The organism is Actinomycetospora sp. NBC_00405 (assembly GCF_036044095.1).
Taxonomy (GTDB): Bacteria; Actinomycetota; Actinomycetes; order Mycobacteriales; family Pseudonocardiaceae; genus Actinomycetospora; species Actinomycetospora callitridis.
In genome coordinates, this window is sequence record NZ_CP107938.1 from 5,892,803 (window position 1) to 5,916,925 (window position 24,123).

General features: G+C 71.6%; 28 protein-coding genes and 2 pseudogenes. 6 read left to right on the forward strand and 24 right to left on the reverse strand.

Translation table 11 applies throughout. The features are described 5' to 3' along the window. Window positions 1-25: 25 nt before the first annotated feature. The 3 genes from OG774_RS29095 to OG774_RS29105 all read right to left on the reverse strand — a co-directional run bounded on the left by OG774_RS29095 (window position 26) and on the right by OG774_RS29105 (window position 4,639). Window positions 26-1,642 carry a flavin-containing monooxygenase gene (locus OG774_RS29095; protein WP_328305798.1) on the reverse strand — a complete coding sequence of 539 codons (1,617 nt, stop codon included), beginning with the start codon at window positions 1,640-1,642 and terminating at the stop codon, window positions 26-28. Window positions 1,643-1,717: 75 nt separating this feature from the next. Further along, window positions 1,718-2,572 carry an alpha/beta hydrolase gene (locus OG774_RS29100; protein ID WP_328305799.1) on the reverse strand — a complete coding sequence of 285 codons (855 nt, stop codon included), beginning with the start codon at window positions 2,570-2,572 and terminating at the stop codon, window positions 1,718-1,720. A 1,002-nt stretch (window positions 2,573-3,574) separates the two neighbouring features. Beyond that, window positions 3,575-4,639, reverse strand: a complete 1,065-nt coding sequence (locus tag OG774_RS29105; protein WP_442873922.1) for a cysteine--1-D-myo-inosityl 2-amino-2-deoxy-alpha-D-glucopyranoside ligase — start codon at window positions 4,637-4,639, stop codon at window positions 3,575-3,577. A 93-nt stretch (window positions 4,640-4,732) separates the two neighbouring features. Here OG774_RS29105 and OG774_RS29110 point away from each other — a divergent pair, with 93 nt between their 5' ends. Next, window positions 4,733-5,023: a transposase gene (locus tag OG774_RS29110; protein WP_328304505.1), complete on the forward strand. Its 291-nt coding sequence runs from the start codon at window positions 4,733-4,735 to the stop codon at window positions 5,021-5,023. 8 nt (window positions 5,024-5,031) lie between these two features. Continuing rightward, the gene (locus tag OG774_RS29115; protein WP_328310830.1) at window positions 5,032-5,904 is read left to right on the forward strand and encodes an IS3 family transposase; all 873 of its coding nucleotides are present in this window, start codon (window positions 5,032-5,034) and stop codon (window positions 5,902-5,904) included. A 38-nt stretch (window positions 5,905-5,942) separates the two neighbouring features. Here the strand turns inward: OG774_RS29115 and OG774_RS29120 are convergent. From OG774_RS29120 to OG774_RS29155, 8 genes and pseudogenes are all read right to left on the reverse strand, one after another. Beyond that, window positions 5,943-6,140 (reverse strand): annotated as a pseudogene (locus OG774_RS29120) (hypothetical protein); the annotation flags it as partial. Window positions 6,141-6,502: 362 nt separating this feature from the next. Then, a complete protein-coding gene (gene cysS / locus OG774_RS29125; RefSeq protein ID WP_328305801.1) occupies window positions 6,503-7,933 on the reverse strand; it encodes a cysteine--tRNA ligase in 1,431 nt (476 codons plus the stop codon). Next, window positions 7,933-8,109, reverse strand: coding sequence for a hypothetical protein (locus OG774_RS29130; RefSeq protein WP_328305802.1), 177 nt, complete (start codon window positions 8,107-8,109; stop codon window positions 7,933-7,935). Before OG774_RS29130 ends, cysS begins: the two co-directional genes overlap by 1 nt. Continuing rightward, the gene (locus OG774_RS29135; RefSeq protein WP_328305803.1) at window positions 8,106-8,513 is read right to left on the reverse strand and encodes a DUF5709 domain-containing protein; all 408 of its coding nucleotides are present in this window, start codon (window positions 8,511-8,513) and stop codon (window positions 8,106-8,108) included. Before OG774_RS29135 ends, OG774_RS29130 begins: the two co-directional genes overlap by 4 nt. 9 nt (window positions 8,514-8,522) lie before the next feature. Further along, window positions 8,523-10,013, reverse strand: a complete 1,491-nt coding sequence (locus tag OG774_RS29140; RefSeq protein WP_328305804.1) for a DHA2 family efflux MFS transporter permease subunit — start codon at window positions 10,011-10,013, stop codon at window positions 8,523-8,525. Between the two features lie 2 nt (window positions 10,014-10,015). Further along, complete coding sequence (locus tag OG774_RS29145) at window positions 10,016-10,624, reverse strand: sulfite oxidase-like oxidoreductase (RefSeq protein ID WP_328305805.1); 609 nt, start codon at window positions 10,622-10,624, stop codon at window positions 10,016-10,018. Window positions 10,625-10,729: 105 nt separating this feature from the next. Then, window positions 10,730-11,617: a helix-turn-helix domain-containing protein gene (locus OG774_RS29150; RefSeq protein ID WP_328311209.1), complete on the reverse strand. Its 888-nt coding sequence runs from the start codon at window positions 11,615-11,617 to the stop codon at window positions 10,730-10,732. A gap of 108 nt (window positions 11,618-11,725) precedes the next feature. Beyond that, entirely contained in the window at window positions 11,726-13,990 is a 2,265-nt protein-coding gene (locus OG774_RS29155; RefSeq protein ID WP_328305806.1) for a LuxR C-terminal-related transcriptional regulator, read from the reverse strand. 171 nt (window positions 13,991-14,161) lie between these two features. On the opposite strand from OG774_RS29155, the gene msrB reads away from it, so the two are divergent. Next, on the forward strand, window positions 14,162-14,602 hold the full coding sequence (gene msrB, locus OG774_RS29160; RefSeq protein WP_328305807.1) for a peptide-methionine (R)-S-oxide reductase MsrB: 441 nt from the start codon (window positions 14,162-14,164) through the stop codon (window positions 14,600-14,602). Window positions 14,603-14,707: 105 nt separating this feature from the next. On the opposite strand, the gene OG774_RS29165 is transcribed toward msrB, so the two are convergent. The 4 genes from OG774_RS29165 to OG774_RS29180 form a co-directional block, all read right to left on the reverse strand. Continuing rightward, the gene (locus OG774_RS29165; RefSeq protein ID WP_328305808.1) at window positions 14,708-15,094 is read right to left on the reverse strand and encodes a tetratricopeptide repeat protein; all 387 of its coding nucleotides are present in this window, start codon (window positions 15,092-15,094) and stop codon (window positions 14,708-14,710) included. Then, entirely contained in the window at window positions 15,091-15,336 is a 246-nt protein-coding gene (locus tag OG774_RS29170) for a hypothetical protein (protein ID WP_328305809.1), read from the reverse strand. The genes OG774_RS29165 and OG774_RS29170 overlap by 4 nt, the downstream gene beginning before the upstream one ends. 914 nt (window positions 15,337-16,250) lie before the next feature. Beyond that, window positions 16,251-16,664 carry a PPOX class F420-dependent oxidoreductase gene (locus OG774_RS29175; protein ID WP_328305810.1) on the reverse strand — a complete coding sequence of 138 codons (414 nt, stop codon included), beginning with the start codon at window positions 16,662-16,664 and terminating at the stop codon, window positions 16,251-16,253. Between the two features lie 242 nt (window positions 16,665-16,906). Further along, window positions 16,907-17,389: an NmrA family NAD(P)-binding protein gene (locus tag OG774_RS29180; protein ID WP_328305811.1), complete on the reverse strand. Its 483-nt coding sequence runs from the start codon at window positions 17,387-17,389 to the stop codon at window positions 16,907-16,909. Window positions 17,390-17,420: 31 nt separating this feature from the next. Between OG774_RS29180 and OG774_RS29185 the strand changes: the two genes are divergently transcribed. Then, the gene (locus OG774_RS29185; protein ID WP_328305812.1) at window positions 17,421-17,930 is read left to right on the forward strand and encodes a helix-turn-helix transcriptional regulator; all 510 of its coding nucleotides are present in this window, start codon (window positions 17,421-17,423) and stop codon (window positions 17,928-17,930) included. Here the strand turns inward: OG774_RS29185 and OG774_RS29190 are convergent. The 4 genes and pseudogenes from OG774_RS29190 to OG774_RS29205 form a co-directional block, all read right to left on the reverse strand. Continuing rightward, window positions 17,878-18,240: pseudogene (locus OG774_RS29190) on the reverse strand (aldo/keto reductase); the annotation flags it as partial. The gene OG774_RS29185 and the pseudogene OG774_RS29190 sit on opposite strands and share 53 nt — an antisense overlap. Window positions 18,241-18,292: 52 nt before the next feature. Then, window positions 18,293-18,640 (reverse strand): serine hydrolase domain-containing protein, encoded by a 348-nt coding sequence (locus OG774_RS29195; RefSeq protein ID WP_328305813.1) that lies wholly within the window; start codon window positions 18,638-18,640, stop codon window positions 18,293-18,295. Beyond that, window positions 18,637-18,774: a hypothetical protein gene (locus tag OG774_RS29200; RefSeq protein WP_328305814.1), complete on the reverse strand. Its 138-nt coding sequence runs from the start codon at window positions 18,772-18,774 to the stop codon at window positions 18,637-18,639. The genes OG774_RS29195 and OG774_RS29200 overlap by 4 nt, the downstream gene beginning before the upstream one ends. A gap of 87 nt (window positions 18,775-18,861) precedes the next feature. Beyond that, window positions 18,862-19,101 carry a hypothetical protein gene (locus tag OG774_RS29205; protein ID WP_328305815.1) on the reverse strand — a complete coding sequence of 80 codons (240 nt, stop codon included), beginning with the start codon at window positions 19,099-19,101 and terminating at the stop codon, window positions 18,862-18,864. A gap of 132 nt (window positions 19,102-19,233) precedes the next feature. Here OG774_RS29205 and OG774_RS29210 point away from each other — a divergent pair, with 132 nt between their 5' ends. Both OG774_RS29210 and OG774_RS29215 read left to right on the forward strand, forming a co-directional pair. Continuing rightward, window positions 19,234-19,551 carry a hypothetical protein gene (locus tag OG774_RS29210; RefSeq protein ID WP_328305816.1) on the forward strand — a complete coding sequence of 106 codons (318 nt, stop codon included), beginning with the start codon at window positions 19,234-19,236 and terminating at the stop codon, window positions 19,549-19,551. A gap of 90 nt (window positions 19,552-19,641) precedes the next feature. Further along, on the forward strand, window positions 19,642-20,895 hold the full coding sequence (locus OG774_RS29215) for a glycosyltransferase (RefSeq protein ID WP_328305817.1): 1,254 nt from the start codon (window positions 19,642-19,644) through the stop codon (window positions 20,893-20,895). A 465-nt stretch (window positions 20,896-21,360) separates the two neighbouring features. On the opposite strand, the gene OG774_RS29220 is transcribed toward OG774_RS29215, so the two are convergent. The 5 genes from OG774_RS29220 to OG774_RS29240 all read right to left on the reverse strand — a co-directional run bounded on the left by OG774_RS29220 (window position 21,361) and on the right by OG774_RS29240 (window position 24,091). Then, window positions 21,361-21,714 (reverse strand): SDR family NAD(P)-dependent oxidoreductase, encoded by a 354-nt coding sequence (locus OG774_RS29220; protein WP_328305818.1) that lies wholly within the window; start codon window positions 21,712-21,714, stop codon window positions 21,361-21,363. Continuing rightward, window positions 21,708-22,598 carry an SDR family oxidoreductase gene (locus OG774_RS29225; protein ID WP_328305819.1) on the reverse strand — a complete coding sequence of 297 codons (891 nt, stop codon included), beginning with the start codon at window positions 22,596-22,598 and terminating at the stop codon, window positions 21,708-21,710. Before OG774_RS29225 ends, OG774_RS29220 begins: the two co-directional genes overlap by 7 nt. A gap of 62 nt (window positions 22,599-22,660) precedes the next feature. Continuing rightward, window positions 22,661-23,455 (reverse strand): SDR family oxidoreductase, encoded by a 795-nt coding sequence (locus tag OG774_RS29230; RefSeq protein ID WP_328305820.1) that lies wholly within the window; start codon window positions 23,453-23,455, stop codon window positions 22,661-22,663. 16 nt (window positions 23,456-23,471) lie between these two features. Then, window positions 23,472-23,873, reverse strand: a complete 402-nt coding sequence (locus OG774_RS29235) for a hypothetical protein (RefSeq protein ID WP_328305821.1) — start codon at window positions 23,871-23,873, stop codon at window positions 23,472-23,474. After that, window positions 23,870-24,091: a hypothetical protein gene (locus tag OG774_RS29240; RefSeq protein WP_328305822.1), complete on the reverse strand. Its 222-nt coding sequence runs from the start codon at window positions 24,089-24,091 to the stop codon at window positions 23,870-23,872. Before OG774_RS29240 ends, OG774_RS29235 begins: the two co-directional genes overlap by 4 nt. Window positions 24,092-24,123: the final 32 nt, after the last annotated feature.

A 24,123-nucleotide genomic window follows, 5' to 3' on the forward strand; every position in this document is an offset into this window, starting at 1 on the left:
TCGGACCTCGTTCTGCCGAGAAGCGTCAGCGGGCCGCGACGGCGGGGGCCCGGGAGAACTCGAACCCCTCGAAATCGGCGTCGGCGACCTTGTCGAGTTCCTGGAAGTAGCCGGCTGCCCCACCGAAGTAGAAGAGGACGCGTCGAGGCTTCCCCGGGGTGTTGGCACCGAGGTACCAGGAGTGCGCCGACTCGCCCGCGGGCAGCAAGGTCATGCCGAAGATGTCCGCGACGAGCTTGGTCCACCCCTCGACCGCCTGCGGGGTCGGCTGCATGGACCGGTAGCCGTGCTCACGCATGTGCTCGATGGCCCGCGACAACCATTCCACGACCTTCTCGATGATGACCGGGATGTTCGCGTAGGCGCTCTGCGGTCCACAGATCGTGAACATGTTGGGGAAACCGGCGCTGCCGATCCCCAGGAACGTCTCCGGACCGCCGCTCCACTGCTCCTTGAGCTCGACGCCGTGCTCGCCGCGGATGTCGATCTTCGAGATCGCCCCGGTGACGGCGTCGAAGCCCGTTGCGAACACGATGACGTCGAACTCGTGGTCCTGGCCCCCGGTCCGCAATCCGGTCTCGGTGAGGGTCTCGATCGCGTTCTGGCTGATGTCGACCAGTGACACGTTGTCGCGGTTGAAGGTCTCGTAGTAGTTCGTGCCCGACGGGGGCCGCTTCGAGACGTAGGGGTAGCCGCGCGGGCTCAACAGCTCAGCGGTGGCGGGGTCGTGGACGGTCTCGCGGATCTTCTTCCGGATGAACTCGGCGGCAGCGTCGTTCGACCGCTGGTCGAGGATCAGGTCGTCGAAGGTCTCGAACACGAAGTGGAACCCGCCGGCCTGCCAACCCTCCTCGAAGATGCGGTCGCGCTCGGCGTCGTCGGCCACGTCGTCGTACGTGCGTCCGGCCGGGCCCATCGGGAAGCCGAACACGTGGTTGCGTGCCATCGACCAGACTTCGGGGTAGGAGTCCTTGATGGTGCGCCGGAAGTCGTCGTCGAGGTCGTGGTTCTGCGCCGGCATGACGTAGTTCGGGGTGCGCTGGAAGACCGTCAGGTGCCCGGCCGCCTCGGCGATGTGGGGGATCGCCTGGATACCTGACGCTCCCGTGCCGATGACGGCCACGCGCTTGCCGGTGAAGTCGACCTTCTCCTTCGGCCACTGGGAGGTCTGGTACACCTCGCCCTGGAAGGAGTCACGCCCGGGGAAGGCAGGCTCCTGGGGCACGGAGAGGTGCCCGAGCGCGGTGAAGAAGTACGTGCAGGTGAAGCACGAGCCGTCCTCGGTGGTGATGACCCACTGCGTGTCGGCGTCGTCGTAGCGCGCGGAGGTGACCCGCTGGCCGAAGCGGACGTTGCGGCGGACGTCGAAGCGGTCGGCGACGAAGCCGATGTAGCGCTGGACCTCCTCCTGACCGGGGTAGCGCTCGACCCAGTTCCAGGCCTGCTCGATCTCCGGGAACGGGAAGCAGTACGACCAGCTCTCGCTGTCGGTGCGAGCGCCCGGGTAGCGGTTCCAGTACCAGGTCCCGCCCAGGTCGGAGCCGGCCTCGAGGGCCACGGCCGAGAGGCCGAGCTTCTGGAGCTCGATGAGCATGCGGATGCCGGCGAACCCCGCGCCGACCACGACGGCGTCGGTGTCCACGGACGTGGATTCTGGGTCGGACACGGAGAGGCTCCTTCGTTCGGGTGCGGACGAGGCGGTGCGGCAGCGTCGGGTTCAGGACAACCCGAGGTGAGGCCGCATCCAGGTGGCCGCCGCCGAGATTGCTTGATCTGCTTCGGGCGCCCGTCCTGCCATGAAGGTGAAGACGTGCTGCTGCTCGGGATAGGTGGCGAACTCGACCGGGACGCCGGCGTCGCGAGCGCGTTGGGCGAGTCGTTCGGAATCGTCGAGCAACGTCTCGTGCTCACCTGCGGCGACGAACAGCGGAGGCAACCCGCTGAGGTCGGCGTGCAGTGGGTTGGCCAGGGGGTCGGTCGGTGATCCGGACTCGCCGAGGTACATCTGGCCCATCAGGCTGACCACGCCCAGGGAGACGAGCGCGTCCGTGTCGGCGTTGGTCTCGAGCGTCTTGCCCAGGTGTTCCATGTCCACCCACGGCGAGAACGCGCAGATCGCGGCGGGAAGCCGCTCCCCGAGCTCGCGGAGCTTGAGCGTCGCCGTGACGGCGAGGTTGCCACCCGCCGAGTCCCCGGCCGCCGCGATGCGGTCGGTCGAGAGGCCCTGCTCGTTGAGCCAGCGGTACGCCACCACCGTCTCCTCGACCTGGGACGGGAAGGGCCGCTCGGGGGCGAGGGCGTAGTCGAGGACGAAGGTCGCGACGCCGGCCGCCTTCGCGAGGTGCCCCGCCATCTTGCGGTGGCTGCTGGCGGTGTTCCCCACGAACCCGCCCCCGTGGGTGTAGAGGATGGCGGTGTCGGGTGCGGCAGCCAGCGGCTTGCACCAGATGCCCCGAGCTCCGGCCGTGTCGACCTCGGCGTAGGTGACGTCCTCCGGCTCCGCCGCGAGGTCCGCGAGCTCCTCGAAGATGGAGCGCAGGGCCGGCAGGCCCATCCCCGGATCGGCCGCCATCCTGTCGGTGATCGACTGGTAGTGGGACCTCTGTGTCGCCGACTCAGTGCTGGCCACCGCGCTCGTCTCCCTCGGTTCTGCCGTGAACGCCGCTCGCCGACCGGGCAGCTGATCGAATCCCTGCCTGCTCCTGCAGAGCTGCGTCTCATCGGGCGGCCGGGCGCGGGATCCGCGTCGACGACCACCGCGCCACGGCCTCGCCGAAGCGCTCCCTTCCGTGCTGTAGGTGACTGTACTCACAAGTTGACATAAGAGTCAACTGTTGGCTTGCTGCTGGTGCTCTTGGGTCCATCGCTGCAGCTCATGCCGCTTGTGAATGCAGATGAACATGATGCGGTAGTCAGATGTGGCTCAGGCCGGACTCCGTGGCGGCGCCGTGGAGCGGCAGAGTCCGTGCAGATGGCCGTGGGACCGGAGTCCGCGACGTCTTCCGGGCGACGACGTCGGGGGCGCAGGGATGCCCGTCGATCCGCACCGACCGAGGTCGGTCGAGCCCGTGCCCGTCTGAGGACACTCCCGGCCGCCACTCGACGACGAGACCTCGAGGTGCACGAGCTCCGGTGCCGCCTCGGCGCAGAGGCCGTCCACCTCGACCAGCCCGGGGTGTGGGCACTGCCGCGGTGTGCTCGGGTACGCGCGTACCGCTCGTGGCCTCGAGGTGACATCGAGCGCGACGTGGTCGATCGCGGCCTTGCCGCTGGCGAGCGCATCGCCACCATGGACGAGCTGCGGACTCGGAAGGGAGCGTCTCCAGCGGAGCTTACGGTCCTTGAACGGACCGTTGATCTCCTGGACACAAGCACCGCAGGCCCGACACCTGCAACATTGGGTGCGCCGTCAGGGACTCGAACCCCGAACCCAGTGGACGAGAGTCACGTCCTCGCTCGTGATGCATGGTGAGCATCCGTGCTGGTCAGTGGTGGCGCTCGACGCTCTGGATCATGTGCCGTTGAGTCTCGTGCCGAGCGATGGTGTGGCGTGAGCGGTGCCCACAGCGGTCCCTCATGCTCGAGAGGGGACACCGGCCTCTTGCAGCGCGACCCCGAGCAGCCCATCGGCGAGCGCACGGACCTCTCCGGGAGCGCTTTCGTCCTCATTTCCTCCACCCAGGGCCGCATCGGCCCACCCGTCGACCGCGGCCAGCGCCCCGGGTGTGTCGAGGTCGTCGGCGAGGCGAGAGCGCACCACCGCGGTCAGCTCGGTGGCCGGTGGTCCTGACGGGCGTGTGATCGCCGAGCGCCAGCGGTGGAGACGTCGTTGCGCGCGGCGCAGGCGCTCCTCGGTCCACTCGCGATCAGACCGGTAGTGGCCGTCGAGGAGGGCGAGGCGGACGGCTCCCGCGTCGACGCCACGGTCTCGCAGGCTCGAGACCAGGACCAGGTGGCCTCGCGACTTCGACATCTTCTCCCCTTCGAGTCCCACCATCCCGGTGTGCGTCCAGCACGCGGCGAAGGGACGTGCCCCGGACAGCGCCTCGACGTGCGCTGCACTGCAGTCGTGGTGAGGGAAGACGAGGTCGCGGCCGCCGCCCGCGAGGTCGATCCGGTCGCCGAGGAAGTGGCGTGCGATCGCTGAGCACTGCACGTGCCATCCGGGACGTCCCGGTCCCAGCGCCGACTCCCACGCCGGCTCGCCGTCGCGGTGCGCGCGCCAGATCACGGGGTCCAGGACACGGCGCCTCCCTGGGTGTCGGGACTCCCCGTCCCCCTGGGCGGCCAGCCGGAGCATCACGGACGTCTCGTACCCCGACACCACGCCGAGTGGTCCGCCCGCGTCGACGTCGAAGTAGACGTCCGGATGGGGGGACCGGTCGTCTCGATACGCGACGCCGGCGGCGACCAGGTCGGCGATCATGTCGATGATCCGGGCCATGGCCTCCACCGCGCCGACGTGGTGACGTGGGGGCAGGATCCGGAGGAAGGACATGTCCTCCCGGAAGAGCGCCGTCTCACGCGCGGCCAGTGCCCGCCAGTCCTGGTGATCGCGAGCGGCCCGCTCGAGGAGCGGGTCGTCGACGTCGGTGATGTTCTGGACGTAGTCCACGTGGTGGCCCAGGTCGAGCCACACACGATGGATCAGGTCGAACGCCAGGTGAGGTTGGCCCCTGGCACCGGACACGTCATCTGAGGTGGACCCGGTCCGCCAGGGAGGATGTCGTTCGTGCCCGCACCTCACCCGCCGGAGTTCCGGCGTCGCGCCGTCGAGCTGGCTCGTCTGGGCGAGCAGCCGGTCGCCGCGATCGCCAAGGACCTCGGAATCTCTGAGTCGTGTCTGCGGAACTGGATGGCCCAGGCCGACGCCGATGACGGCAACCACACCGATCGGTTGACCAGCAACGAGCGCGTCGAGCTCGCCGAGTTGCGCAAGAAGTCCAAGCGCCTCGAGGTCGAGAACGAGATTCTCAAGCGTGCTGCGGCGTATTTCGCGCGGGAGAACGTCCTCCCAAAGTAGTCTTCCCGCTGGTCCGTGAACTCGCCGACGACGGTTTCGACGTCGCGGTGACCTGTCGGGTGCTCGATGTTCGTCGTCAGGGCTACTACGAATGGCTCGCGGGGGCGAAGTCTGTCCGCGCGCAGGAGAACGAGTTGCTGCTCAAGCACATCGAAAAGATCCACGAGGAGTCCCGCGGCACCTACGGCTGGCCGCGCGTGCACGCCGAGCTGACCCTCGGGCTCGGCCTGGCGGTCAACCACAAGCGGGTCGCCCGGCTGATGCGCGAGGCCGGCATCCAGGGCCTCTACCGGCGCCGACGCCACGGCTGCACCGTCCGCGACCCCGCCGCTGACCCCTACTCCGACCTGGTCGAGCGGCGCTTCAGCGTTGAGGCACCGGATCAGCTGTGGCTCACCGACATCACCGAACACGGCACCGAAGAAGGCAAGCTGTACTGCGCGGCGGTCCTCGATGCCTACTCGCGAAGAATCATCGGCTGGTCCATCGATGACAACATGCGCACCGCACTGGTCACCGACGCCCTCGGCATGGCCATCACACGCCGGCGTCCCGAGAACGGCTCCACGATCATGCATTCCGACCACGGCTCGCAATTCACCTCGTGGGCGTTCGGGCAACGCCTGCAAGCCGCCGGACTACTCGGATCGATGGGCTCGATCGGTGACTGCTACGACAACTCGATGATGGAGTCCTTCTGGGGCACCATGCAACTCGAGCTACTCGACTCACGGACCTGGAAGACCCGCGCCCAACTTGCCAACGCTATATTCGAATGGATAGAGTGCTGGTACAACCCCAAACGGCGCCATTCCAGTATCGGAATGCTCAGCCCACTGGAGTACGAAGCCCACCACACCGGCCCCGATCAAGATCACTGACCCCACACCGTCGGTGTCCGGTGCCAGGGGCCAACCTCAAGGTAGGTGGCGGCGTGGCCGAGATGTGTGGCGTCGTAGGGGGTGACGCCGCAGACGTACATCGACGCCGTCCCGGAGGGCGACGTGATCTGCACGGCCCCGGCGGCTGTGTCGTACAGGCGCAGGGAAGGACCGGAGCCGGGCAGGCGAGGTGGGGGCGTCGAGGTCCACCCGCCCCCTGCGTTCGGGCCGTCCACAGCGTTCACCACTCGGCTCGACCGTGCGCTCGTCGTGGTCACTCGGCAACCATGACGAGCGAGGTGGCCGGCGGACACCCACAGGCGCCCCCACATCGCGGCCCGTGTCGTGCCGCCCGGTGACGAGCGGATGGCCCGGGACTCGACGGTCCGGGCCGGAGCATCGACAGGACCCCGCTCAAGGTCCAGAGGTTGCCGGTCGCGGCCGAGAGGTCGACGGCTTGACGGCAGCAGGCGTGCTGGCGATGTCCCTCGCCGGGCGCGAGCAGCGCGGGCGCTGCGCGCGGTCGACCGCCGGCGCCCTGTCCGTGGCGCTCACGAGCGGTCCTCGCAGGGGTCATCACGTCGGAACCACTGCATCGTCAGGGGTTGTCCTCGGGTGTCGCGGGCGGGGTCGTGCGACCGCCACGGCCCACCGCCCAGCGGGGCCCGTGGGAGGTGTCCTCGACGTCCACGCCGACCCGCCCGAGCCGCTCCCGGATTCGATCGGCGCGGGCGAAGTCCCCGCTCTTCCGCGCTCGGCTGCGCTCGTCGAGAAGCTCCGCGACCAGGCCCTCGAGAGCGCGCCCCGCGGCGTCGGTCTCGCCGTGGTCGGCCCGAGTCGGATCGATGCCCAGCACCGAGGCCATCGCCCGTACTGCGCCGGCCATCTCCAGAGCGCCGCGCAGGTCGCCGCGCTCGAGCGCGGCGTTCCCGTCGCGGACCGTCGTGTGCAGGACTGCCATCGCGGCCGGGGTGGCCAGGTCGTCGTCGAGGGCGGCCGCGAAGGAGGCCGGCACGTCGCCGACCTCGATCGGCCCGCTCCGGGCGCGGAGGCGGCCGAGCATGGCTTCCACCCGGCGGTACCCCGCCGCTGCCTCGGCCAGCGCGGCCTCGGAGTAGTCGATCGTGGACCGGTAGTGCGCGGCGAGCAGGTAGGCCCGCAGCTCGATCGGGCGGACCCGCATCAGCGCGTCGGCGGCGCTCACGGCATTGCCCGCCGACTTCGACATCTTCGCGCCGTCCACCGTGACCCAGCCGTGATGCATCCACGAGGCGGCGAAGCCGTCGCCGGCCGCCCGCGACTGGGCCATCTCGTTCTCGTGATGGGGGAAGACCAGGTCCCGCCCGCCGCCGTGGACGTCGAACGCCGGACCGAGGTAGCGGGTCGACATGGCCGAGCACTCCACGTGCCAGCTCGGTCGCCCCGGCCCCCACGGGCTGGGCCAGCTCGGCTCGCCGGGCTTGGCCGCCTTCCAGAGGGCAAAGTCGCGCGGGTCGTGCTTTGCGCGCGCGAGCTCCACGTCCGAGAGCGCGTGATCGGTCCTCGTTCCGGAGAGGCGGCCGTACTCGGGCCAGGAGGCCACGGCGAAGTAGACGTCACGCCCGCCGTCGTCGCCGGTCGGCCCGACGTAGGCCTGCCCGCGGTGGACCAGGCGTTGGACGAGCTCGACGGCCTCGGTGATGTGACCTGTGGCCCGTGGTTCGGCCGACGGGGGCCGGCATCCGACGGCCTCGTAGGCGGCGGTGAACGCGCGCTCGTGAGTAGCGGCCCACTCCCACCACGGCCGGCCCGCCTCGACGGCCTTCGCCAGGATGGTGTCGTCGATGTCGGTGACGTTGCGGACGAGCAGGACCTCGAGGCCTCGGTGCTCCAACCACCGCCGGAGCAGGTCGAACGTGATCGCGGACCGCAGGTGGCCCAGGTGAGGTGGGCCGTGCACGGTCGCCCCGCACACGTAGATCGTCACGCGTCCGGGGTCCAGCGGCAGCAGTGGTCGGGCGACTCCGGTCGCGGTGTCGACGAGGCGCATCACGTCGACGAGATCGGCGGGAGGCGGAAGCGCCCGTCCTCGAGGCACGGTGCCGCCGCGAGCGCCTCCGCCCGCTCCAGGCAGGGGAGGACCACGACGGGTCGCGGCACGGTCAGCGCCGTCCGCGCGTGCCGGGTCAGGTGCGCGGCCCTTGCCCGGTCGATGTCGGTCGTCACTGCTCGTCGGGGTCGAGGACGAGGTGGACCGCGGCCTCCTCGGCGCTCGCGGAGCCACCGTCGACGCCGACGTCGACGGCGTAGAGGTACTGGTAGTCGCCGAAGGTCCCCTCGTACTCGGCAAGACGTCCGGAGCGCCGTGTCCCGACCTCGTCGTCGTAGAGCTCACCGGCGGACCCGGGTGTCTCGGCGGGGCCGATCATCACCTCGGGGAGCTCGCGCGAGAGCCGGCGGGCGAGGCCTTCGGGGTCGAAGGACAGGTTGATCGCCAACGGGTGGTCGGGCGGCGAGTAGCCCTCGTCCAGGGCGTCGCCGAGGCCGCGGGCCTCGAGGCTCTCGGTCGGCTGGAGCAGGCCCGAGTCGATGTCGACGCCGAACGCGCTGTCGCTGTCGTCCGCACCCATGTGTCCTCCTCAGGTGGCCGCAGCCTGCGGGGCGCAGGCCTGTTGGAGTCCGGGATGGACTCGCGGGGGCGGGGATTCAGGTCTCGCCACGCCTCGCACGGTGATCGCGGCGACGCCCGAGGCGAGCAGGCACAGGGCGGCGCTGATGAGCATGGCCTTGGCGTAACCGGGTCCCAGCGGCCCGGAGCCCGCGGTGTCGAGGCCGGTCAGCAGGGGGAGCACCGCCACCGCGAGGAGTCCGGCGACCCGTGAGACGGCGTTGTTCGCCCCGGACGCGGCCCCGACCTGCGCCTCGCCGACGGCGGCCAGCACCGTCGTGGTCAGGGGGGCGACCGTCACCGCCATGCCCAGTCCGAAGAGCGCGACGCCGGGCAGCACCCCCGTCAGGTAGGTCGCTCCCGGCCGGGCGAGGACGAGCAGGCCGACGCCGAGGCCGGTGACGAGCGGTCCGGCGATCAGAGCGGCGCGGGGTCCGGTGCGCGAGGTGAGCGCCCCGATCGGGCCGGAGAGCAGGAGCATGATCACCGTGAACGGCAGGAGGGCGAGCCCGGCGCTCAGCGCGGAGTAGCCCATGGACTGCTGCAGCTGCAACGCGAGCAGGAAGAAGACGCCGCCGAGAGCGGCATAGACGAGCAGCGTCACGATGTTGGCGCCGCTGAACCGCGCGGAGCGGAAGAGCTGGAGGGGTATCAGGGGTTGCGGGGCCCGCCGCTCGACGACCGGGAACGCGAGTAGCCCCACGATCCCGATCCCCAGGCACGCCACGAACAGCGGGGACCAGCCGCGGACCGGCACCTCGATCAGCACGACGATGACGCCGGCGAGGCCGGCGGTGATCGTGGCGGCGCCGAGGACGTCGGTACGGCCTGCGGTCGGATCGCGGGTCTCGGGTACGTGGCGGCGCGTGATCCAGAAGGCGACCGCCGCCAGGGGCACGTTGATGAGGAAGATCCATCGCCATGACGCGGCGTCGACCAGCCAGCCCCCGACGAACGGGCCCAGCGCCGACGCGACGCCGCTCCACCCGGCCCAGGTCCCGATCGCCCGCCCCCGGTCCGCCGGGCGGATGGCCGCGTTGAGCAGCGCGAGGCTGCCGGGAATCAGCAGGGCGCCACCGAGGCCCTGGAGAAGCCGCGCCGCGATCAGCACCGGACCGGTCGGGGCGAGCCCACAGCCGACCGACGCGACGGTGAACGCGACCAGCCCGAGCGAGAAGACCGCGCGGCGTCCGTACCGGTCACCCAGGGCGCCGCCGAGCAGCAGCAGGGCGCTGAGGGTGAGGAGGTAACCGTCGAGGATCCACTGCAGGGTCGAGAACCCGCCGCCGAGGTCCCGTCCGATCGCGGGCAGCGCGACGTTGACCACCGACCCGTCGAGGAAGGCGATCCCCGAACCCAGGACCGCCGCCGCGATGATCCAGCGACCCCTCGGGCTCGACGCGGCGATGCCGGTCTCGTCGAGGGTCTCGGTGCCGCGGGCACGCGACGGCCGGCGCGTCATCCTCAGTCGCCCTGGTAGCGCTGCTCGAGCCACGGGTCGCCGTAGTCGTGGTAGCCGTTGGACTCCCAGAAGCCAGGCTGGTCCTCGGCGAGCAGCTGCAGGCCACGGATCCACTTCGCGGACTTCCAGAAGTACAGGTGCGGCACGAGCAGCCGGGCAGGACCGCCGTGGTCGGTGCTCAGCGGAGAGCCCTCGTACTCGTGGGCGATCCACGCTCGCCCGTCGGTGAGATCCTCGAGCGGGAGGTTCGTGGTGTAGCCCCCGTCGCAGTGGGCGAGGACGAAATCGGCGGCGGTGTCGACGCCCTCGAGCAGGGTGTCGATCGCGACGCCTCGCCACCCGGTGCCGAGCTTCGACCACGACGTCACGCAGTGGATGTCGCAGGTGACGTCCTCGTTCGGGAGCTCCAGGAACTCCCCCCACGTCCACGTCACGGACTCGTCGATCTCTCCCGAGAGCGTCAGCGTCCACGTCTCGGGGCGGACCTGAGGCGTCGCGCCCGCGGTCAGCACGGGGAAGTCGGCGACGACGTGCTGGCCGGGCGGAATGCGGGCCTCCGGGTCCGCCGGTCGCCGACGCCCGGTGAAGCCGCGGGTCGCGGGGACCTCCATCGTGTTGTCCCCTCTCTCCGCATGGCGGGTGCACGGGCGACTCTTCATCACTCGGGGGGCTCCGAGCCACCCACACCGGCCCCCACAGTTCGAGGGACGCGCGATCTACACGGCGAGCGGAAGCCCGTCCGTCCTCGCGCACAGGGCAGCCACCGCCTGCTGCGTCCGCTCGTCCTCCTCGAGGGCGCGCCCGGCAGCGGCCACCCGGTCCCGGTACAGCTCGATCGCGGTCTCCGGCGTCAGCGGAACCACCCGCACCTGCACCTGGTGCTCCACCCGGACGCTCAGCGGTGCGCGGCTGGTGCACAGCACCACCAGGTCCGGGCTGGAGACGACGAGACCGGCGATCTCCGGGCCGCAGGACAGGACGTGTTCCACGGTGTCCAGCACCAGGAGCGTCCGGCGCCCCGAGAGGTACGTCGCCAGCGCCGCCACGGTCCCGTCGAACGCGGCCTCGGGGACGCCGAGTGCGGCCCGGATCCTCGGAACGACGTCGTCCCCTCGGGAGACGCCGGCGAACTCCACCATCACGACCCCGCCAGGGAACTCGGACCGCGTCGCGGCCGCGGCCACGAGGGCGAGGGTGGTCTTCCCGACTCCTCCGGTCCCGACGAGCGTGATCAGTCGCCGCTCCCCGGCGCGCAGAAGGTCGCTGACCAGGTCGACCTCGTCCTCGCGCCCCAGCACCGGGCCGGGGGGAGCCGGGAGGTCGCGGTCCTGGTTCGCCGCGCCCCGGGGCGGGGTCACCTCCCCGCGTGGGGCGACACGGAACGGGACCGCGTTCTCCAACTCGGCGCGCTCGCCGTCGCCCAGAGCCAGCGCGCGGGCCAACGAGCGCACCGTGTGCGGATAGGGCCGCCGCCGCTCGCCGCGCTCCAGCGCACCCACCGCCTTCGCCGTGACATGGGCTCGCTCGGCCAGCTGTTCCTGGGTCAGCGACCGCGCGAGCCGATGACGGCGCAGGAGGATCGCGAAGCTCGTCGGTTCCGACATCACGACGACGAGCCTGCTGTACGAGTGCGGCGGGCCAGCCTCCCGCGCCACCTTCACCCGGGTGAGACGGACAGCGGCCTCGCCGCTCACCGGCCCGCCGCGGGACCGTCACGTGACCAGACCGAGCCGGCGGGCACGCTGGACGGCCTCGGCGCGGGACGAGACGCCCAGCTTGCGGTACAGGCCCCGACTGTGGGTCTTGACCGTGTTCAGCGAGAGGTGCAGCGCCGCTCCGATCTCCCGCAGCGACAATGTGCCCGCCAGCAGCCGGAGAATCTCGGCCTCTCTGTCGGTCAGTCCGGCCGCCGCGTCGCCCGGCGTGGGGGGCTGCTGCCCGGAGCTGCCCACCCGCGCGGCGCGCTGCAGTCCGGCCAGCCACTCCGGGAGCCATCCGGGATCCCGGCAGGCGCGCACGATCTCGCGGGCAGCAGCGAGTGACGCCGTCGCGTCCTGTCCGCCGGCGATCTCGATGCGCGCCCGGGTGGCCAGGACGAACCCGAGCTCGACCCGGCCCGCGCCGCGGCCCGCCAGCTCGACCGCGCGGGCGGCGGAGGGTGCGGCAGCCCCGGGCTCGCCGGCGGCGGCGAGGGTCGCGGCGTGCGCCGCGTGCGCCAGCGCGGTGACGAAGTGTTCGGCGACCGCCGGCTCGAGGGCCTGTTCGAGCGCGGCGTCCGCCACGCGCCGGGCTTCGGGGAGGGAGTTGGCGTGGAGGTGTGCCAGGGCGAGATAACCCAGCGCGTAGACCACCGCCAGTTGGAGGCCGTGGATGCGGGCGAGCCTGACGGCCTCGGTGAGGAGGCGGATCGCGGCGCCCAGATCGCCCTGCCAGAAGAAGGTCAGGCCCAGCACACAGCGGGCGACGGAGGCGGCGAAGCCCGATCCGTCGGCCCCGACCTCGAGGACGCGCCGTGCGGCCGCGTGACCGGCGGCCACATCGCCGGTCTTGAAGCGGAGGACCGCTCGAACGAGGGCAGCGTCACGAGCGTCGGCGGAGTCGGCCGTCGCCTGTTCCGCTCGCGACACCCATGCCTCGGCGGCGTCGAGCCGCCCCCGGTCGAGCAGGATCCAGACCCGCGCCACGCACAAGCTGGTGCTCGCCTGGAGCCGCTCGGTCGGCAACGCCTCGAGCCACCGATCCACGGTCGCCAGCAGACCGACGTTGAAGTAGGGCGACCAATGCCGGAGGACCAGTTCCTCCGCCTGATCGAGGTCGCCGGCGGCGAGGGAGTGCTCCATGGCCTCGGGCACGGCCCCGGCGTCGCGGAACCATGTCGCGGCGCGGTGGTGCAGCCGGGACACCAGCTCGGGTTCGCGGAGTGTGAGCTCCTTGCGGAGCACTTCCTGGAGTAATCGGTGGTAGCGAAACCACTGCTGGCGGTCGTCGAGGGTCACGACGAAGCCGTTGGTGCGTTCGATCCGCGCCAGCAGGGCAGCGCTGTCGGCGCGACGAGTGACCGCGTCGCACAGCTCGGCGTTCACGCGGGCGAGGATCGAGGTGCGGGTCAGGAACCGCCGCTCCTCGTCGGTGTGAGCGGCGAGGACTTCGGCGCCGAGGTAGTCGAGCACGTAGCGGTCGTTGCCGGTGAAGGCCTCGACGAAGGCGCGCGGATCAGTGTGGTGCCGCATCGAAAGGCCCGCGAGGTAGAGCCCGGCGGGCCAGCCCTCGGTGCGGACGCTGAGCCGGTGCGTGTCCTCGTCGCCGAGGCCGAGCTCCAGCCCGTTGAGCAGCTGGGCGGCCTCGCTGTCGGTGAACGCCAGCTGCGCAGCGCGGAGCTCGAGCAGGTCGCCGGCCGCACGCAGCCGCGCCGTCGCCAGGGGAGGGTCGGTCCGGCCGGCGACGAGGAGGTGCAGGTTCGGGGGAGCCCGGCGCAGCAGGTAGTCCACGGACTGGTGGACGACCGGGTTGGTGATCACGTGGTAGTCGTCGAGGATGAGGACGACCGGCCGGGACACGCCCGCCAGCTCGTTGATCAACGGCGGCAGCACCGCCTCGGTGATGGCGTGCCCGGCGGAGGCGAGGGTCTGCAACGCGTGCTCCCCGAGACCGGGGACCACCGCCCGCAACGCCGCCACGGCGTAGGTCCAGAACCGCAGTGGGTCGTCGTCCTGGGGGTCGAGCGACAGCCACCCCACCGTGCCCGGGCCCTCTGCGGATCGACTCCAGTCGCTCACCAGGGAGGTCTTGCCCCACCCGGCCGCGGCACTCAGCACGGTCAGGACGTGCGCGGTCACTCCGGACAGCTGCTCGACGAGCCGTCGCCGGTGGATCAGGTCGCGCCGCATCGGAGCGCGCAGCTTGGTGGCCAGAAGCCGCGACCCGGCGAGCATCGGCTCGGGCGCGGGGGCGTCGGTCGCCGCCTGCGCCTCGGTCACCAGTCGAGACTACGTGGACCGCTCGAACGGAACGTCGGGACGACACGGCCCCACGGCGGTCGCAGATCGAGGAGCCGACGTCGCTCACGTGTGGGGATCGCTGTGGGTGTTCCGGTTCCCGTGGGGCCGTGAAAGGTTGCTGGCGTGCCTGGAGTGAAAGGGGTGGTCACCATGCCCGACGCTTTCTCGCGCTTGACTCCCGAGCAGTACCGCGTCACGCAGCAGGACGCCACCGAGCCGCCGTACCGGAGCGAGTTCTGGGACCACCACGAGGCGGGGCTCTACGTCGACGTCGTGTCGGGCGAAGCGCTGTTCGCCTCGATCCACAAGTACGACAGCCACACGGGGTGGCCCAGCTTCACGGTGCCGGTCGTCCCGGGCAACGTCGTGGAACGGGCCGATCACGGCCATGGGATGGTGCGCGTCGAGGTGCGGTCGGCGGAGGGGAACAGCCATCTCGGGCACGTCTTCTCCGACGGCCCCGTCGACGGCGGTGGCCTGCGCTACTGCATCAACTCGGCTGCCCTGCGATTCGTCGCCGTCGACGACCTCGACGCCGAGGGGTACGGCGCCTACCGCGAGCTGTTCGGGCCCTCGGGAGTGGACCCCTGACCCCACTGGTGTCGGTCGCGTCGTCCCGGGCGGTACGACGACCAGGAGAGCGACCAAAGGCCCCACACCGCCACCGGCACGAATGCCCCGATCACCGGCAGCCCTTCACGTCCGGTCATCGGTGCGAGCGTCCTTGTCGCCGAGCGAACGTCGGCCGTGGGTACCGAGGGTGGAACGGGACAACGCCTCAGCCTCGGCGTCGCGTCCCACACTCGTGTAGCAGCGGATGAGGTCGTCGGCCGAGCGCAGGGTGTCCGGGTGGTCGTCGCCGAGCACACGTCGACGGGCCCCGAGCGTCACCTCGAACCCGACGACTGCCTCGGTCAGTCGTTCGGCGTGCTCGAGGGCGTGAGCGAGGGCGTCGGAGAGCCGCAGGGAGTCGGGGTGGTCGGGTCCGAGCGTCCGGCGACACGCCGCGAGGTCGGCGTGCAGCCGCTGGATGCCGAGACCCTCCGTCTCGCCCTGGTGGTCGTGATCTCTCGGTGCCGTCACGACGACGTGTGCTCCGCCGACGTCGGCACACCGAGGTAGGGGAAATCTTCGAGGAACGATCCGGCGTCGGGACGCGCGCCGCCCCCGAACGGCGTGTTCGTCCTCGAGGTCAGCATCAGGGTCATGCCGTCGTCGCCGAGGGCGCGACCGTTGAACCTGGCCCGCGTGAACGCGGCCGGCGTCCCGAGGCGGTAGGGGAGGACGACCGGGTACAGGTCTACGGCCAGGCGTTCGGCGAACACCTCGGACGACGTCCCCGATTCGGCGAGGCCGGTGGGTGCGGCTGTGGTTCGACAGAGGGACTTCCGAGCGGCGTCGTCCTCTGCCGACGGCGAGCCGGCGCTGACCCGGTCCTGGGCCGTGGGCTCGGTGACGATGAGGTGTGTGATCAAGGGAAGCCCCCGACGCCGTTCCGCTGCCTCGGGGCGATGTCGCCGGTCCCCCTCCTGGTGCGGGCGGCGTGGACGCTCCACGCCCCGTTGATCGACAACCATCCACGTTCCTCCGGCTCGGGGGCCCGCGCACCTCGGCGGCGCCCTCACCGCGCCACCCTCCAGCTGCCATCGGGACAGGAGAACCCACATCGGCCCCCACACTCGGGGCTTCAGACGCGCGAGAGGCCCTACGCGGGCGTGGTCTACTGGGCCATGATCCGCCTGGGCCGCCTGGGTCCGGTGAGTTGACCGCACCTGACCGAGCCCTGAACCCCTGAGACGAGGAGATCTGCAGCCCGATCAGGCACCTCGCCGGTCCCCGACCGGCACCATGCCCGGCGGAAACACGGACTTCCTCACGGACCGTATTGGCTGGGCCCGGCCGCTCTGCCCAAGGCCGCGGACGCCATGGTGTGGATGATCTCCAGCAGCTCGATTGTCCGGAGTAAGCGTGCCCCAGGACGATCCGGAGTCACATCGAAGATCGCTCCGTAGAGCTGTGACCTGGAAAGAGGGTGCGCCGTCAGGGACTCGAACCCGAACCCAGTGATCCTCGACGGTGAATTTCTCGAGGTCACCGCGGACCGCCAGACACCCCTGTTGAGCTGCGAAAACCTTGTGCCGGCCCTCTCGGCCCTTGCGGGTACTTCCACCGGAAGCCAGTTGAATCTCATGGGTACGTCATGGGCCGATCACCAACGGGGCGGTCACGCGCCTGCCGCCTACGTGGTGTGCTCGCGACGCGCGACGGAGTACCACTCTTCGCCCGCGGGTTCCCCGGCCAGGTTCCAGCTCCAGGACGTCGTGGGAGCAATCCGCATGTAGGTCCCTGGGCCCACCATGCCGACACGCTCGAAGGGCTGCTCTGCCTCTCCGTAGACTCTGATACCTCGCGCCACGAATGGGTCCATCGAGAGAAGGTCGTCGAAGACGATCGATACTCGGGTGGAGCCGGCAGCGACGTTGCGGAACTTCCGCGTTTGCGCGACGGCTCCCGGCCCTCCGACCCAGAAGTGGTCGCCGTCGAACTCGACCGCCACGGGGACCACGTCAGGCTGGCCTCCTGGCGCCACGGTCGCCAGGCGGCCGATTCCCTGCGATCGGATGAACTCGCACTCCTGGTCCGTGAACGCCACGCAGCCTCCTTAGCTGGTCCTAAGTCAGTACTAGATCACGACGCGCCCATCAGTCGCCAGGCTCATGCGCTCGATGGCGTGGCGCGTGTCGGCTCGTTCCCGACGCACGACAACGGGTTCGGGGTCTCTCCCTCGGCGGCGCGGGCGGTCTGGGAGCCCTCGGGCGCGTCGTCGTGGGTGGGAACGCCCACCAGTCCACCACGGCCATCACACGCACTCCCTCGAACCGACGCCGGTGCGGGTCAGCTCTGCGGCGTCAGCGTCCGCCCGACCCAGTCGGCGAATCGCGTCCAGGCGATCTCGGGGAATTCGGCCCGCAGGGCGACTAGGTCGGCCTGGTAGCCGTCCCGGGCGAGGAACGTCCACATGGCGTGCATGTCCGGGTTTCGGATCATGGCCAGGTCATCTCGGACGTGGCGGACCTCCTGCCCGAGGACCCGGGTGAACGCCTCGGCCATCTGCGTGGGCGTCGGTGCGTCGCCGGCGACCTCGATCCGCCGCCCGGCCAGGCGGGCGGGGTCGGTGAGCCCGATCGCGGCGATCGCGGCGAGGTCGGCCCGGTCCAGCTGCTGGAGCGGGTGGCCGGAGGCGATCGGCAGCCGCAGCGGGGCCGTGCCGCTGCGCCACGCCCAACTGTTCCTGGCCGCGTGGCGCGGTGACGAGGCCGAAACGGCGGCGCTGTACGAGGCCAGCGTCGAGGAGGCGGCCGGACGGGGGGCGGGCACCGAGGTCACCCTGGCCCATTACACGCTCGCGGTGCTCGAGAACGGTCGGGGCGACCATGCCGCCGCCCAGGTCGCGGCCGCGCGAGCGTGCGACTCCCACGAGCTGGTGCACGCCGATCGGGCCCTGCCCGAGCTCGTCGAGGCGGCCGCGCGTGCGGGCCACCCCGGCGACGCGGCCGCCGCGCTCGACCGGCTGCGCCGCGAGGGCCGCCGCCAGGACGCCCGCGACCAGCTCCGCACCGCGCACGACCAGCTGTCGGCCATGGGGGCGAAGGCGTTCGCCGCCCGCGCCGCCCGCGAGCTGCGCGCCACCGGCGAGCACCCGCGCCGGCGCTCCGCCCGGACCTCCGACGCGCTCACCGCGCAGGAGACGCACATCGCCCGGCTGGTCGCCACCGGCGCCACCAACCCCGAGATCGCCGCGCAGATGTTCCTGAGCCCGCGCACGATCGAGACCCACCTGCGCAACGTCTTCCGCAAGCTGGGCATCAGGTCCCGCCGGCAGCTCCGGGATCTGTGGGCGGCTGATCCCAGCCCTTGAGCAGGCGCATCCCGGACTCGTCGTGGCGGGTGCCCGCCGGCGGCCGGAGGTCGTCGAGCGCCGCGAGGTGCTCCGGGGACAGCGCGAGGTCGTCGGCGGCGAGGTTCTCCTCCAGACGGTCGATCCGCTTCGTGCCCGGGATCGGGGCGATGTCCTCGCCCCTCGTGAGCAGCCAGGCGAGCGCGATCTGCGCCGGGGTCGCGCCGGCCTCGGCGGCGATGGCCTGCACGCGGTCGGCGATCTCGAGGTTGCGGACCAGGTTCTCGCCGGTGAAACGGGGGTTGGTCGCCCGCCAGTCGTCCGGCCCGTAGTCGCGCTCTGGTAGTTCGGGTCCGAGTAGTGGAACTCGGTGCCGGGCTCGCTCACGGGCCGTGCGCTGCGCAGGCTCGCCACCCGTCGCTCGAGGTCCGGCTCGTCCGCGGTGATCGCGGGAAGCCGGTGTCGGCGATGCCGCTGGTCTGGTTGAGCAGGTGGCGCACGGTGGTGGTGCGGGCGGAGGCGCCGGGATCGGCGGTGGCGAAGCCGGGCAGGTAGCGCTGCACGAGCGTGTCGAGATCGATGCGTCGGGCCTCTACGAGCTGCAGGACCGCGGCGGCGGCGAACGACTTGGACAACGAGGCGATCCGGAAGCGCGTGCTCGGGGTGACAGGCCCGCCGCGCCCGTCCGTGCCGAAGCCGGCGAGGTGGACGACGTCGGTCCCACGGGTCACGGCGACCGCCATCCCCGCAGACCGGTCGCGGCCCGCGCGTCGGCGAGGTGGCGGTCGAGCGTGGCCGGATCGGGCGCCGCCCGGGACGGGGCGGCGTCCACGGTCGCGGCCGAGGCGAGGAGCACGACCACCACGAAGCCCACGGTGGCCGTCGGTCTGCGGGCGGCGCGGCGCACTTGCTCAGCATGCCCGCGGGCCACAATGACGACGCGTCGCGCGGGCTACGCGGCTGCCAGCGCGGCGCGTCCGCGCGCGGTGATCGTCGTGGCCCCCTGCCCGGGCTCGGTGGCGATCAACCCGGCGGCCGCCAGCCGGACACCGACGAGCTGGTCGCTGCTGTAGGCGCCGTCGATGAGCAGGGGCGTCCCGATCTCGCTGGTGTGCCGGCAACGACCGCCGGCCACCGCGCGCAGAACGGCTCGGTCCCGGTGGCTGAGCGGCTCGCTCGTCGTCGTCGTCATGGTCGGCTCCCTCCGCGGGTCGGGCTCTCACCACCTCGACGAACGAGGCGGCCGCATTTCGACATCGCGCTCCCTCTCGACCGGGGAGCTCGCCACACTGCTGAGGGAGGGCCCCGCGGGAAGGAGGGCGCGATGCTCGGTGACGTGTCTGACCGGACCACCACGCAGGAGCCGCTGCGGCGAGACGCCCGGCCACTGGTGCGCGCCATCCGTGCACCGTTCGTGGTCTCGACGGACCGGCGGACGCTGCACCTCCTGCTGGGTGGGGTGCTCCTGTTGCCCTACGTGTTGCTCGGGGAGCTGTTCTCCTCCACGTCACCCGACGCGGTCGGGTACGACACGACCGTGGTCGTGGGGTTGGTCGCGCTCGCCGCAGCCATCGGTGTCGGGGTGACTCTGGTCCAGAACGACCTGGGGGCGAGCGGCAAGCCCGTCAGTCCGCTGCAGTGACCCGGCGACCTGGCACGCCCGCTTCCTCGAGGTGGTCAGGGCTCCCCGGTGACGAGCGCCCGTGAACGGTGACGGAGCGAGGAGGGCGGCATGCACGTCCTGATCATGGCCGTGGGATCGACGGGGGACGTCGCGCCCTACACCGGTCTGGGTGCGCGGTTGCGGCAGGCCGGCCACGAGGTCGCGATCGCCGCGGCGGCGTCGTTCGCCGGCATGGTGACGGCCGCGGAGCTGGAGCACCGGGTGCTGCCGGGCGATCCGCGGGCCGCGCAGCAGTCAGAGGCCAACCGGCGCTGGCAGCGTCGCGGCCGCGGCGTGCGGAGCGGGGCGGAGATGACGCGGTTGCTCGCCCGGCACATGCGCGAACTCGGCGACGGCATGATCGCCGCGGCCGAACAGAACACCGACGTGGTGCTGCTGTCGGGGCCGGCCTACCTGGGCGGGGCGGACGTCGCCGAGGGGCTCGGGCTGCCGAGTGCGGGTGTCTTCGCCGCGCCGGCCCACCCCACCCGGGAATTCCCCCCGTTGATCGGGCTGCCCGACCTCGGCCCCACCGGCAACTGGCTCGCGGGGCGCGCGGTGTTCGCCGGGATGAGCCCGATCCTCGCGCCCGCGATCCGGCACATCCGCTCCACGCTCGGGCTGGCGCCGCGGAGCTTCCGCCGTGCCGTGCGGGCCCACGACCGCGCCCGCTGGCCGGTCCGCTACGGCGTCAGCCCCCTCGTCGTGCCCCGGCCCCACGACTGGCGGCCGGGCCTGGAGATGGCCGGGTACTTCTGGCCCCACCACGGCGCGTGGACCCCGCCCACGACGCTGCGGGAGTTCCTCGACGCCGGGCCGCCTCCGGTCGCGGTCAGCTTCGGCAGCATGGCTCCGCGCGACCCGCAGCTGTGGAGCGCGCTCATCGCCGACGCCCTGCGGCACGCAGGTCTGCGCGGGGTCGTCCAGGCCGGGTGGGCGGAGCTCGAGGTGCGTGAGGAGCACGTCCTCACGGTCGGCGACGTCCCGCACACCTGGTTGTTGCCGCGAGTCGCGGCGCTGGTCCACCACAGCGGTGCGGGCACCACGGCGGCGGCCCTGCGCGCCGGAGTGCCCACGGTGCCGGTCCCGATCGCGGCCGACCAGCACTTCTGGGCGGCACGACAGGTCGCCCTGGGGGTCGCCCCCGCCCGCCTCGAGGGCAAGGGGCTCACTGCCGACGCCCTGGCGGCCGCGATCCGCGCCGCGGTCGGCGACCCCGAACACCGGCTCGCCGCTGGTCGGCTCGCCGCCCGGCTCGAGGGCGAGGACGGAGCAACGGAGGTCGTCCGGCTCCTGCCCGAACTCGCCTCGACACGGCCCTGACCCCGCCACACCCGATGGCGCGCAGGTCGCCAAGGAACTGTTCGTCACCCCCAGCGCCGTCGCCTTGGCGATCTTCGGACGGCCCCCGGTGGAGCGACCTGGCGGGAGTGAGCGTGCCCCAGGAACGATCTGGAGTCACCTAGGAGATCGCCGTCAGGGACCCGAACCCCGAACCCAGGTGGACGAGAGGCACTTGATCCGGGTGATGTGGTGCTCGTTTGTGCTGGTCAGCGCTCGTGTGCCGCCGGGATCGCCCGGTTCTACAGGAGGTCCGCCGGGCCGACGAGCGCGGCGGGCTGCTGCTGAAGGCGCCGGAGAGCAGGTGCCCGACGCCCAGGGCGGTGACATCAGGCGGGCGGGCCCATTCGTCGCCCTGTTCGGGTGCGGTCTCGCGGTCGACGAGCGGGGAGTCGACCCATCCGAATCGGCGTCCCCCGGCACCGCGTCGCCCGGTGATGGGCTCGCTCATGTCGGTTCCCGGGCGTTCTCGTCGACCCGCGTGAAGGCGGACAGCAGTGTGGTGGCGAGCAGGTCGGTGCGAACACCGCCTCGGTGCGCCCGCGTTCGAGGAGGTCGTGCACCCGGCGCACGGGCCGGTCGTGCAGCTCGCGGATCCTCTCGGCCGGAAGTGCCCGTTGTGCGGCGGCGAGTAGGGCCCTGGATCGGTCGATGACCGGTGCCGTTGGTGTCGGCGAGCACGAGGTGGGCTCCACGCCCAGCCAGCGCATGAGCCATCGCACGCCCGATTCCACTGCCCGCGCCGGTGATGACCGCCCTCGCCCCATCCACGCGCTCGGCTCGCGGGCTACCGATCAGCACGTCAGACCCCCGCCCGTCGCGGCCGCGTCGAGCTCAGCGCGCAGATCGTGGTAGAAGTCGTCGAGACTGTGCGTGCCCACAGGGGTGCCGACCATGTCCGACGTCGCCGCTGCCTGGCGGAACATCTGCAGGAAGCCGGCCGCGTTGCTGTTCAAGGGGCTGATCAGCGCGACCGTTGCGTCGGCGACCCACAGCGGCACGTGCACGATCCGCGGACGCTTCCCGAGAGCGCGGAAGGCGAGCTGGACGATCCCAGACATCGTGTAGGTCTCCGGGCCGCCGAACCCGAACTCCGCACGATGCAGCGAGGGATCGGTGATTGACCGTACCGCCACGTCCGCGATGTCGGCGGCGTGGACAGGGTTGATCCTGGTGCGTCCGTCGCCGAGGACAAGACCCCACCCCCGCCGGGCCAGCCGGAAAGCTCCTGCCATGTCGTTGAACGCTCCGGTGGGCCGCAGGACCGTCCAATCCAGCGTCGAGTCCTTGAGTATCCCGACGAATTGCTCACGCGGCCGGAGTATCGGTGCCCGGTCCGCGAGCTCATCGACGTGCAGGGCGCTGACGAAGATGAATTGGCCAACTCCCGCGTGCTGTGCGCGCCGCAGGATGTTCAGGTTCGCGTACAGGTCCACCTCCTCGGGGGTCGGGCGGGCGCGGAAGGTTCGTAGCCCGAGCGAGGAGACGACCACGTCGATGCCGTCACAGAGGCCGTCGAGGGTCTCCGGCCGGGTGGCCTCAGCGACGAACACCTCATCGCAAGCGTCGGCCACGGGATCCAGTCGCCGCTCGTCGCGGGCCAGGGCGCGTACCCGGTAGCCGGCGTCGTGCAGCGCGCGCACAGTGTGGCGGCCGATGTAGCCGGTCGCTCCCGCGACCAGCACCGTGGGCGTGCTGTGCGGCCGCGTTCCTCCTCGTCGGCCGAGGCTGGCGGAGGTCGGTGTCTTCATCGATTGCCGGCCGATGAGGCTCGGAACGGGGCCGTCGCCGGCAGGCGCTCTGTCATGAACTCCTGCCAGGTCCGCACGCCGTGCGTCGCCGTGGCCAGGTTGAGATTGTCCCCGGCGCGGTACGCCCGGCCGACGTTGCCCGGCATCCGTACCGGCATCATCGGTCGGCGTTTGCCGCGGGCGTGCAGGTAGCCGGCGACGAGGTCACGCAGGGGGTGCACCGCCGGCCCGGCCAGGTCGGCCACCATGCCCGCCGGGACGCCGAGCGACAGCTCGACCAGGCGTGTGGCGACCTCGCGCGAGTCGACGGGCTGGAACCGCAGCCCGCCCGGGACGGGAACGACGGGCAGTCGCGCCATCCTGGCGACGACATCGAGCACCAGGTCGTGGAACTGCGCGGCCCGCAGCATCGAGAACGCGATGCCGGACTCGGCCACCGCCTTCTCCGCGCCCAGCTTGGCCCTGAAGTAGCCCAGTGGCACCCGGTCCGCGCCGACGACCGAGATGTACACGACGTGCGTGACACCGGCCCCACGGGCGGCCCGCACGAGATTGCGAGTGGCCTCGTCGTCGCCCTTGGGGCCGCCGGCGAGGTGCACGATCGTCTCGATCCCGTCGACCGCGCGCTCGATCCCCGTGCCCGTGCGGAGGTCTCCGGTGACGTACTCGGCGCCGTGCTCGGGTGTCCGGGAGCTGCGCGTCAGGACGCGGAGGTCGTGACCGGAGTCGCGCAGCAGCGGCAGGACATGCCGTCCGAGCGTTCCCGTTCCGCCGGTGAGCAGGATGGCCATCGGTCTTCGTCCTTTCTCATTCTCTGACAGGTCTGAGATGCACCCGGCTGCTGGGTGAGCGGGGTACCGGTGGGGTGCGCCGCCACCACAGCCGGGGGGTCGCGTGCGTCGCGGCGACCACGAGGAGCAACGTCGAGCTGCCCGCGTGCCACGGGATCGCTGCGGTCACGTCCGCCCACTGCAGGGCACCGGACACGGTGACGAGCCCGGCGCCGGTCAGCAGAGCGGTGGTGGCGAGGGCGCGCCGTCGGCGGCAGCGGATGACGGAGGCGTAGAGCCGACGGCGGCGGACGACGTGGACACCGGCGAGGACCGCCCAGGCCACCCCGCCGACGAGGTGTGGCACCGGCAGCGGGACGGTCAGGAACGAGGCGAGCAGCGCCGCGAGGACGCCGAGTTCGAGCTGCAGGCGCCTCATGGGCGAGCGTGCGCCGATCTGGCGGGCCCGTGCTCGACGTGCACCAGCCGCCGCCGGGCGCGCAGCACCCGCCGTGCCTCGGCCAACGCGCCGTACGCATCCGGACGGTGCACAGCGCGCCACCGCTCGGCGGTGTCGAACTGCCGGTCGTAGCCGCCCGCGTGCGCGTCGAAGTGCCGCTGGTTGCGGTGGCCGTCGCCGTCGCGATCGATGAGCACCGGGTGCCTCCCTCCGTGTGGTCGTCCGGCTC

Bases quoted from the DNA above. Each gene is read 5' to 3' on its own strand.
- OG774_RS29100 (WP_328305799.1), bottom strand. From the start codon at position 2,572: ATGGCGGCCGATCCGGGGATGGGCCTGCCGGCCCTGCGCTCCATCTTC.
- cysS (WP_328305801.1), bottom strand. From the start codon at position 7,933: ATGCGCCTCGTCGACACCGCGACCGGAGTCGCCCGACCACTGCTGCCG.
- OG774_RS29135 (WP_328305803.1), bottom strand. From the start codon at position 8,513: ATGGGTGCGGACGACAGCGACAGCGCGTTCGGCGTCGACATCGACTCG.
- OG774_RS29140 (WP_328305804.1), bottom strand. From the start codon at position 10,013: ATGACGCGCCGGCCGTCGCGTGCCCGCGGCACCGAGACCCTCGACGAG.
- OG774_RS29145 (WP_328305805.1), bottom strand. From the start codon at position 10,624: ATGGAGGTCCCCGCGACCCGCGGCTTCACCGGGCGTCGGCGACCGGCG.
- OG774_RS29150 (WP_328311209.1), bottom strand. From the start codon at position 11,617: ATGTCGGAACCGACGAGCTTCGCGATCCTCCTGCGCCGTCATCGGCTC.
- msrB (WP_328305807.1), top strand. From the start codon at position 14,162: ATGCCCGACGCTTTCTCGCGCTTGACTCCCGAGCAGTACCGCGTCACG.
- OG774_RS29205 (WP_328305815.1), bottom strand. From the start codon at position 19,101: ATGACGACGACGACGAGCGAGCCGCTCAGCCACCGGGACCGAGCCGTT.
- OG774_RS29210 (WP_328305816.1), top strand. From the start codon at position 19,234: ATGCTCGGTGACGTGTCTGACCGGACCACCACGCAGGAGCCGCTGCGG.
- OG774_RS29215 (WP_328305817.1), top strand. From the start codon at position 19,642: ATGCACGTCCTGATCATGGCCGTGGGATCGACGGGGGACGTCGCGCCC.
- OG774_RS29230 (WP_328305820.1), bottom strand. From the start codon at position 23,455: ATGGCCATCCTGCTCACCGGCGGAACGGGAACGCTCGGACGGCATGTC.
- OG774_RS29235 (WP_328305821.1), bottom strand. From the start codon at position 23,873: ATGAGGCGCCTGCAGCTCGAACTCGGCGTCCTCGCGGCGCTGCTCGCC.